Consider the following 8,570-nt stretch of genomic DNA (forward strand, 5'->3'; position numbering starts at 1 on the left):
TGAGCAGGAGGTATACATTATGGTAAAAGTAGGTATTAATGGATTTGGTCGTATCGGTCGTAACGTATTTCGTGCAGCGCTGAACAATCCGAATGTAGAAATCGTGGCGGTCAATGACCTGACAGATGCACATACACTGGCGCACCTTTTGAAATATGATTCTGTTCATGGTGTTCTGAACGTGAGCGTTGAAGCTTCCGAAAACACGCTCATCGTTGACGGCAAAGAAATCAAGGTATTGGCAGAACGCGACCCAGCTCAACTCAAGTGGGCAGATTACGGTGTTGAAATCGTAGTGGAATCGACTGGACGCTTCACGAAGCGCGAGGATGCAGCGAAGCACCTGGAAGGTGGCGCGAAAAAAGTCATCATCTCCGCTCCAGCAACAAACGAAGACATTACAGTCGTAATCGGTGTAAACGAAGACAAGTACGATCCAGCACAACACACTGTGATCTCCAACGCATCCTGCACAACGAACTGCTTGGCGCCGTTCGCAAAAGTTCTGAACGACAAATTCGGCATCGTTCGCGGATTGATGACAACCGTTCACTCTTACACCAATGACCAACAAATTCTCGATCTGCCACACAAAGATTTGCGCCGTGCCCGTGCAGCTGCGGAGAACATTATTCCAACCTCTACAGGAGCGGCAAAAGCAGTAGCACTCGTACTGCCTGAGCTGAAAGGCAAGCTGAATGGTTTCGCTATGCGCGTACCAACTCCAAACGTATCCGTAGTGGACTTGGTAGTTGAGCTGAAGGCAGACGCAACTGTTGAAGAAATCAACAACGCTCTGAAAGAAGCGGCAGAAGGCCCGCTCAAAGGCATTCTCGGCTACTCCGAAGAGCCGCTCGTATCCTCTGATTACAATGGAAACCCTGCATCCTCCACAATCGATGCTTTGTCTACAATGGTGCTAGAAGGAAACATGGTGAAAGTCGTTTCCTGGTACGATAACGAGTGGGGTTACTCCAATCGTGTCGTAGACTTGTGTCATTATGTTGCACAGCGCGGCTTCTAACACGTAAAATAGAACTGTTGTGGAAAAAAGGGAGAGCAATCTCCCTTTTCCCATATCTTTTTTCCGAATAAAAAGCCAATGATTTGGGAGGATCGTTCATGAACAAGAAATCTATCCGCGATGTTGAGCTGGCAGGCAAGCGCGTATTCTGCCGTGTCGACTTTAACGTGCCGATGCAGGACGGGGTAATCACCGACGATACACGCATTCGTGCTGCTGTACCAACCATCCGTTTCATGATGGAGGCAGGAGCCAAAGTAATCCTGGCGAGCCATTTTGGTCGTCCTAAAGGCCAGGTAGTGGAAGAGATGCGTCTTACTCCTGTCGCAGCCCATCTGTCTTCGCTTTTGGGCAAGGACGTGCGTAAGCTGGAGGATTGCCATGGTGCTGACGTAGAGGCGGCAGTAGAACGGATGGAGTCTGGCGACGTCATCCTGTTGGAAAACGTGCGCTTCCATGCGGGAGAAGAAAAGAACGATCCAGAACTGGCAAAAAGCTTTGCGGCCTTGGCTGATCTGTTTGTCAATGATGCATTCGGAACAGCTCACCGGGCACATGCTTCTACAGCGGGAATCGCTGAGTACATACCAGCAGTTGCGGGCTTGTTGATGGAAAAGGAAATTCGCTTTATGGGCGGAGCCTTGTCCAATCCGGAGCGTCCGTTTACAGCGATTGTCGGCGGTGCAAAAGTAAAAGATAAAATTGCTGTCATTGAAAATTTGTTGACCAAAGTCGATCACCTGATTATCGGCGGCGGTATGGCGAATACATTCCTCAAAGCACAAGGTTATGGCATTGGTGCCTCTCTGTGTGAAGACGACAAGCTCGACCTCGCACGTACGTTGATGGATCAGGCAAAAGAGCGCGGCGTTCAATTGCTGATGCCAGTTGATGTTGTAGTAGCTGACCGTTTTGCGGCAGATGCAGAAAAGCAGGTCGTGGCAATCGATGCGATTCCAGAGGGCTGGATGGCACTCGATATCGGTCCAAAAACAGTGGAACAGTACCACAGTGTCATCGTAGATTCGAAAACGGTTGTATGGAACGGTCCGATGGGCGTTTTTGAAATGGATGCTTTTGCAGACGGCACGATTGGCGTAGCCAAGGCAATGGCAGCATGCAGCGGTACGACGATCATCGGTGGCGGTGATTCCGTAGCAGCTGTGGAAAAAGCAGGCGTAGCCGAGCAAATGACACACATTTCTACAGGCGGCGGAGCGTCTCTGGAATTCATGGAAGGTAAGGAACTGCCAGGAGTAGCTGTGTTGGCAGATAACAAATAAGAGCGAAGAGGGGGAGTTTGCATGCGAACACCAATTATCGCGGGGAACTGGAAGATGTTCAAAACGATGGCCGAGGCAAGAGCGTTTGCGCAGGAAGCCAAGGCAGGCAAGAATACTTCCGGGGTACAAAAAGTCATTTGCGCACCTTTTACAGCGTTGGCTGCACTTAAGGAAGAGCTGGCGGGCACGGATATTGCCATCGGCGCGCAAAACATGCATTTTGAAGAGCAAGGTGCTTATACAGGCGAGATCAGCGCGTCTATGCTGAAAGAAATTGGTGTGGAGTACGTGATCCTTGGTCACTCCGAGCGCCGTCAATATTTCAATGAGACAGATGAGACGGTGAACAAAAAGGTTGTAGCCGCATTAGCAGCAGGTCTCGTACCGATTGTGTGCGTAGGCGAGAGTCTGGAGCAGCGGGAAGCGGGCGAGACAGCTGATGTAGTTCGTGCGCAGACAGAAGGTGCCTTTGCTGGAGTCGATGCTGCACAAGTGGCGGATACTGTTATTGCATACGAACCGATCTGGGCGATTGGTACAGGCAAATCTTCCACGGCAGAGGATGCGAATGAAACGATTGCTATCATTCGTAGTGTAATCGGTGAGCGCTTCGGACAAGCGACAGCCGAGAAAGTGCGCATTCAATACGGCGGAAGCGTAAAGCCGGAAAACATCGCAAGCTACATGGCACAGCCGGATATCGACGGAGCATTGGTCGGTGGAGCAAGTCTCGTAGCGGACAGCTACTTGCAGCTTGTGGCAGGAGCTACGTCTCGATAGGAGGAGAAAGCAATGGCACAAAGACCAAAACCAGTTGCCCTTTTAATTTTGGATGGTTTTGCTCTGCGGAACGAAACGCATGGAAACGCAGTAGCACAAGCCAACAAGCCGAATTTTGATCGTTACTGGAACCAATATCCTCACGCGACACTGGAGGCAAGTGGGCTGGCTGTTGGGCTGCCAGAAGGACAGATGGGGAACTCAGAGGTAGGCCATCTCAATATCGGGGCAGGGCGTGTCGTTTATCAGGATTTGACGCGCATTACCAAGTCGATTCAAGAAGGCGCTTTTTTTGAAAACGAAACACTGATCGCTGCTTTTCAGCACGCGAAGAAAAACGGCAAGCAGCTCCATCTGTTCGGGCTTTTGTCCGATGGTGGTGTACACAGTCACATTGACCACCTGTTTGCGATGCTCGAGTTGGCGAAAAAGCAGGACTTTGCAGATGTGTTCATCCATGGTTTCCTCGATGGCCGCGATGTATCGCCTGACAGTGCAGTGGGTTATATCGAACAGCTGCAAGCCAAAATCGCAGAGATCGGCGTTGGCCGCATTGCTACCGTACAAGGTCGCTACTATGCGATGGATCGGGATAAACGCTGGGATCGCGTAGAGAAGGCGTATCGTGCCATGGTGTACGCAGATGCTCCGGCGTATCGTGATCCGGTTCAGGCAGTAAAGGAATCCTACGAAAAGTCCATTATGGATGAGTTCGTCATGCCAACCGTGATTCTTGATGAAAACGGAAAACCAGTGACAACCGTTCAAAGCGGCGATTCAATTATTTTTTATAATTTCCGCCCGGATCGTGCGATTCAAATGTCGCAGGCATTCACGAATGAAGATTTCCGTGGCTTTGACCGCGGAGATGAGCGCCCGTGCGATCTGCATTTTGTGTGCCTGACGCATTTTTCCGAGACGGTTAACGGGTACGTCGCTTACAAGCCTTCCAATCTGGATAATACGTTGGGAGAGGTGCTTTCCCAGCACGGCTTGAAGCAGCTGCGCATTGCCGAGACGGAGAAATATCCGCATGTAACGTTCTTTTTCAGTGGTGGTCGTGAGAAAGAGTTTCCTGGTGAGAAACGCATCCTGATTCCTTCGCCAAAAGTGGCGACGTACGATTTGCAGCCGGAAATGAGTGCACCAGAGCTGACAGACGCTGTTGTCGCTGAGATCGAGGCAGACAATTTTGACGCGATCATCCTGAACTTTGCCAACTGCGACATGGTTGGTCATTCCGGGATGATGGAGCCAACGATTAAAGCAGTCGAGACGGTGGATGCATGCTTGGGCCGAGTCGTGGATGCCATCGTAGCAAAAGGTGGCGTAGCCGTCATTACAGCTGACCACGGCAACGCGGATCTGATGCTGGATGAAGCGGGACGCCCGATTACTTCACACAGTACGTATCCGGTGCCTGTAATCGTGACAAAAGACGGGGCTGCTCTGCGCGAAGACGGTATTTTGGCCGACTTGTCGCCAACGCTTTTGGAGCTTTTGGGGGTAGCGCAACCGGTTGAAATGACAGGCAAATCGTTACTTGCAAAATAGGCTTCACTGGGACACACTGTAAGGGTAGCTTGACGTTTAAATCGAAATAGATTGTAAGTGCACTTGATAAAAGGAGATGGACGAGAAATGGCAATGATTACTGACATTTATGCACGCGAAATTATGGACTCCCGAGGCAATCCAACTGTAGAAGTAGAAGTGTATCTCGAAGATGGCTCGATGGGTCGCGCAGATGTTCCATCTGGAGCGTCTACAGGTGCTTATGAAGCAGTTGAGCTTCGCGACGGTGACAAATCCCGTTACTTGGGTAAAGGCGTTCTGAAAGCCGTAGAAAACGTGAATGACATCATTGCTCCTGAACTGATCGGCATGGATGCCCTGGATCAAGTCGGCATCGATATGGCGATGATTCAGCTCGACGGCACGCCAAACAAAGGCAAGCTGGGTGCAAACGCGATTCTTGGCGTGTCCATGGCGGTAGCACGTGCGGCTGCAGATTCTCTCGGTGTTCCTCTCTACAACTACCTCGGCGGCTTCAACGCGAGAATGTTGCCAGTCCCTATGATGAACATCCTGAACGGTGGTAAGCACGCAGACAACACCGTAGATATTCAGGAATTCATGGTTATGCCAGTAGGTGCTACTTCCTTCAAGGAAGCGCTGCGCACAGGTGCAGAAATTTTCCACTCCCTGAAAAAAGTATTGGGTGAAAAAGGCCTCAGCACAGCAGTAGGGGATGAGGGCGGTTTCGCTCCAAACCTGAAATCCAACGAAGAAGCGATCACAACTATTTTGGATGCGATCAAGGCAGCAGGCTATGAGCCAGGCAAAGACGTGTTCCTCGCGCTGGACGTAGCAGCTACAGAAATGTTCAAAGACGGCAAATACCACTTCGAAGGCGAAGGCGTTGTGAAAACAACAGAAGAAATGATCGCGTTCTACGAAGATCTGGTAAACAAATACCCAATCATCTCCATCGAAGACGGTCTGTCTGAAGACGACTGGGATGGCTGGAAAGCACTCACTGACAAGTTGGGCAGCAAAGTTCAGCTCGTAGGTGACGACTTGTTCGTAACGAACACCGAGCGTCTGGCTCGCGGAATCGAGACCTCTACAGGTAACTCCATTCTGGTAAAAGTAAACCAAATCGGTACGCTGACAGAAACCTTCGAAGCAATCGAAATGGCGAAGCTGGCTGGCTATACTGCGGTGATTTCCCACCGTTCCGGTGAAACCGAAGACTCTACAATCTCTGATATCGCAGTAGCTACAAATGCAGGTCAAATCAAGACTGGTGCGCCTTCCCGCACGGACCGCGTAGCGAAGTACAACCAATTACTGCGTATTGAAGACGAACTCGCTGATACAGCTCGTTTTGGCGGTCGTTCTGCATTCTACAATCTGAAGAAATAAGCAAGCATGATGGATAGATAAAAAGAGCACGCGGTAGTCTCGGACACAAAAAAGTCCGGGACTGCCGCTGTTCTTTTTGTAGGATTACAGAAACATGCCACCGGAAGCCTCGATTCGTTGCGCGTTCACCCAGCCCATTTCGTCCGTGCACAATGACGCGACAACACCACCAATATCATCAGCTCTCCCAACCCGGCCTAACGCTGTTTGCGAGCCAATAAAGTCATGTATCTCCTGATTATCCCGTACTGCCCCTCCCTGAAAGTCCGTAGCAATCGCTCCCGGGGCAATCGTATTAACCCGGATACCTCGTTTTCCCCATTCCTTTGCCATATATCTCGTCAATACTTCGACGGCGCCTTTCATGGCGGCGTATGCTCCATAGCCGTCAAGGGCAAACCGGGTCAATCCAGTCGAAATATTAATGATTCGTCCATCATCAGAAATACGGGGCAATAATTTCTGTGTTAAGAAAAATACGCCTTTGAGGTGCACGTTTACCAAGCTGTCAAACTGTTCCTCAGTAGTAGCCGAAAGTGGAGCGTTAACTCCGAAACCAGCGTTGTTAATCAGAACATCGAAATGCTCTGTACTCCATTTTTCTTTCAGTACGTTGGCAAGGCGGGATGCGAACCTTTCAAAAGTGGATACGTCACCCGCATCAAGCTGCAGGGCGGCAGCTTTTTGACCATTCTCCTCAATTTCTTTGATTACCAATTCCGCTTCTTCCTTGCGAGAATGATACGTCAGGATGACATCAAATCCTTTTCGAGATAGCGCGATAGCTGAATTTCGCCCTAGCCCGCGACTACCACCCGTTACCAGCGCGATCTTTTGTGTTTTTTTCATAGAGATTTATCCCCTTTACGTTATAGTTGGACCACTTGAATGGTTGTAAACATGTGATCTATAGTGAGCATAAAGGTTAAAGTTCACTTTAAGTCAAGGGGGAGTGAAAAGTATGTTTTACACGATTAAGCAGGTGGCTGACCGATTCGGCCTACCCGCTCATACATTGCGTTACTATGACAAAGAAGGCCTGCTACCCTTTGTCTCAAGAGACAAAAACGGCAACCGTCTCTTTAGTGAATTGGATCTCAACTGGATAGCCTTAATCTGCTGCCTCAAAAATACCGGTATGCCCATTAAAGAAATCAAAGAATACAGTGATTGGTGTAAACAAGGTAGCCAAAAGTTGGAGGAGAGAAAAGCACTTCTAATCGCTCATCGTGAACAAGTGGAAAAGCAAATCGAGGAATTCCAGAAAAACCTTGCGCTCATCGATACGAAGATAGCAACCTACGAAGATCCCGAATTGGTTAAAAAAATGGACGAGCAAGCGACATTGGCTTTGCAGCAATTTTCTCGTTAGCTTCATGAAGGACGTTTTTGCCTACGAAAAAAGACTGCCCATACGACTCGATGGACAGTCTTTTTGTTGTTTTGAGCTTATGACATGGCGAATGCTTTTTGTTCGGTCTGCACAGTGCCCAGACGGCTTTTACTGTACGGGATGCACATAGGAGTTCCGTACAGCGGGTCTTGCGTAATTTGGCAATCCATATCGAAAACCGTACGGACAAGGTCGGTCGTCAGCACTTCGTTCGGAGTGCCTTCTGCCACGACAGTCTGATTGTGAACGGCAACAATATGATGGGCATAGCGGCAAGCGAGATTCAGATCGTGGAGAACCATGACGATGGTGCGTTGTTCCATTTGATTCAGTTCAAACAACAGGTCCAAAATCTCAATCTGATGCGACATATCCAAATAAGTCGTAGGCTCATCCAGCAAAATGGTTTCGGTTCCTTGAGCCAGTGTCATCGCAATCCAGGCGCGCTGACGTTGGCCGCCAGAGAGGCTGTCGACGGCGCGGTTAGCCATATCTGTGAGTTGAGTAGCTGCCAATGCTTTGTTGACCATCTGCTCGTCTTCTTCTGACCATTGCTGTAGCCAGTTTTGATAAGGATAGCGTCCTTGTTTGACCAATTGCAGAATCGTCAACCCTTCTGGTGCGGATGGGCCTTGAGGAAGGATGGCAAGACGTTTGGCTACCTCTTTGGTAGAGCGTTTCGCGATCGATTCTCCTTCAAGCAGGATGGCGCCTTCCTTTGGTTTGAGTAAACGTGCCAGAGAGCGCAGCAACGTCGATTTGCCACTGCCATTACTGCCAATGAAAACGGTGATTTTTCCACGCGGGATGTTTAAATCTAACGCTTCAATGATGTTGCGTTCTCCGTACGATAACGTAAGCCGTTGGGTTTCCAAAGCTTGCATATGGGTTGGACTCCTTTCAACGTATAGGAATTTAAAAAATATATTCAGGGTCGCATGTGGCTGCGGTAGGGAGAAGAATATTTCCAGTCTAGGCTCAGTGCTCCGTCCCGCTGAGGGTTGGGACTGTCCGCTCCGAAGGGATTCGCGGGGAAACGCAAAAGTGGTAGCCGCTACGTAGTTCGGGCACGGTTGCGTTTCTTTTACCCGCGAATCCCTTCTCCGCTCGGTAGGACTCCACAAGTCGCTACGTCTGGAAATATTCTTCTCTAGCGTTACTG

Annotated in this window: 8 protein-coding genes; 6 read left to right on the forward strand and 2 right to left on the reverse strand. The window is 49.6% G+C overall.

The window, feature by feature from the left end:
* Positions 1-19: 19 nt before the first annotated feature.
* The 5 genes from gap (at position 20) to eno (ending at position 6,015) form a co-directional block, all read left to right on the forward strand.
* Positions 20-1,024 carry a type I glyceraldehyde-3-phosphate dehydrogenase gene (gene gap, locus C7R94_RS18665; protein ID WP_106783570.1) on the forward strand — a complete coding sequence of 335 codons (1,005 nt, stop codon included), beginning with the start codon at positions 20-22 and terminating at the stop codon, positions 1,022-1,024.
* 98 nt (positions 1,025-1,122) lie between these two features.
* Positions 1,123-2,307 carry a phosphoglycerate kinase gene (locus tag C7R94_RS18670; RefSeq protein ID WP_106783572.1) on the forward strand — a complete coding sequence of 395 codons (1,185 nt, stop codon included), beginning with the start codon at positions 1,123-1,125 and terminating at the stop codon, positions 2,305-2,307.
* A gap of 21 nt (positions 2,308-2,328) precedes the next feature.
* Complete coding sequence (tpiA, locus tag C7R94_RS18675; protein WP_106783574.1) at positions 2,329-3,087, forward strand: triose-phosphate isomerase; 759 nt, start codon at positions 2,329-2,331, stop codon at positions 3,085-3,087.
* Between the two features lie 12 nt (positions 3,088-3,099).
* Positions 3,100-4,641: a 2,3-bisphosphoglycerate-independent phosphoglycerate mutase gene (gpmI, locus tag C7R94_RS18680; RefSeq protein ID WP_106783576.1), complete on the forward strand. Its 1,542-nt coding sequence runs from the start codon at positions 3,100-3,102 to the stop codon at positions 4,639-4,641.
* A gap of 87 nt (positions 4,642-4,728) precedes the next feature.
* Positions 4,729-6,015, forward strand: a complete 1,287-nt coding sequence (gene eno, locus C7R94_RS18685) for a phosphopyruvate hydratase (protein WP_047069684.1) — start codon at positions 4,729-4,731, stop codon at positions 6,013-6,015.
* Positions 6,016-6,099: 84 nt separating this feature from the next.
* Here the strand turns inward: eno and C7R94_RS18690 are convergent, their stop codons facing one another.
* Entirely contained in the window at positions 6,100-6,864 is a 765-nt protein-coding gene (locus tag C7R94_RS18690) for an SDR family NAD(P)-dependent oxidoreductase (RefSeq protein ID WP_106783579.1), read from the reverse strand.
* A gap of 112 nt (positions 6,865-6,976) precedes the next feature.
* Between C7R94_RS18690 and C7R94_RS18695 the strand changes: the two genes are divergently transcribed.
* On the forward strand, positions 6,977-7,387 hold the full coding sequence (locus C7R94_RS18695) for a MerR family transcriptional regulator (RefSeq protein WP_106783581.1): 411 nt from the start codon (positions 6,977-6,979) through the stop codon (positions 7,385-7,387).
* Between the two features lie 77 nt (positions 7,388-7,464).
* Here the strand turns inward: C7R94_RS18695 and C7R94_RS18700 are convergent, their stop codons facing one another.
* Positions 7,465-8,292, reverse strand: a complete 828-nt coding sequence (locus C7R94_RS18700; protein WP_106783584.1) for an ABC transporter ATP-binding protein — start codon at positions 8,290-8,292, stop codon at positions 7,465-7,467.
* Between the last annotated feature and the right edge of the window lie 278 nt (positions 8,293-8,570).

This window comes from Brevibacillus sp. NRRL NRS-603, assembly GCF_003013445.1.
GTDB lineage: Bacteria > Bacillota > Bacilli > Brevibacillales > Brevibacillaceae > Brevibacillus > Brevibacillus formosus.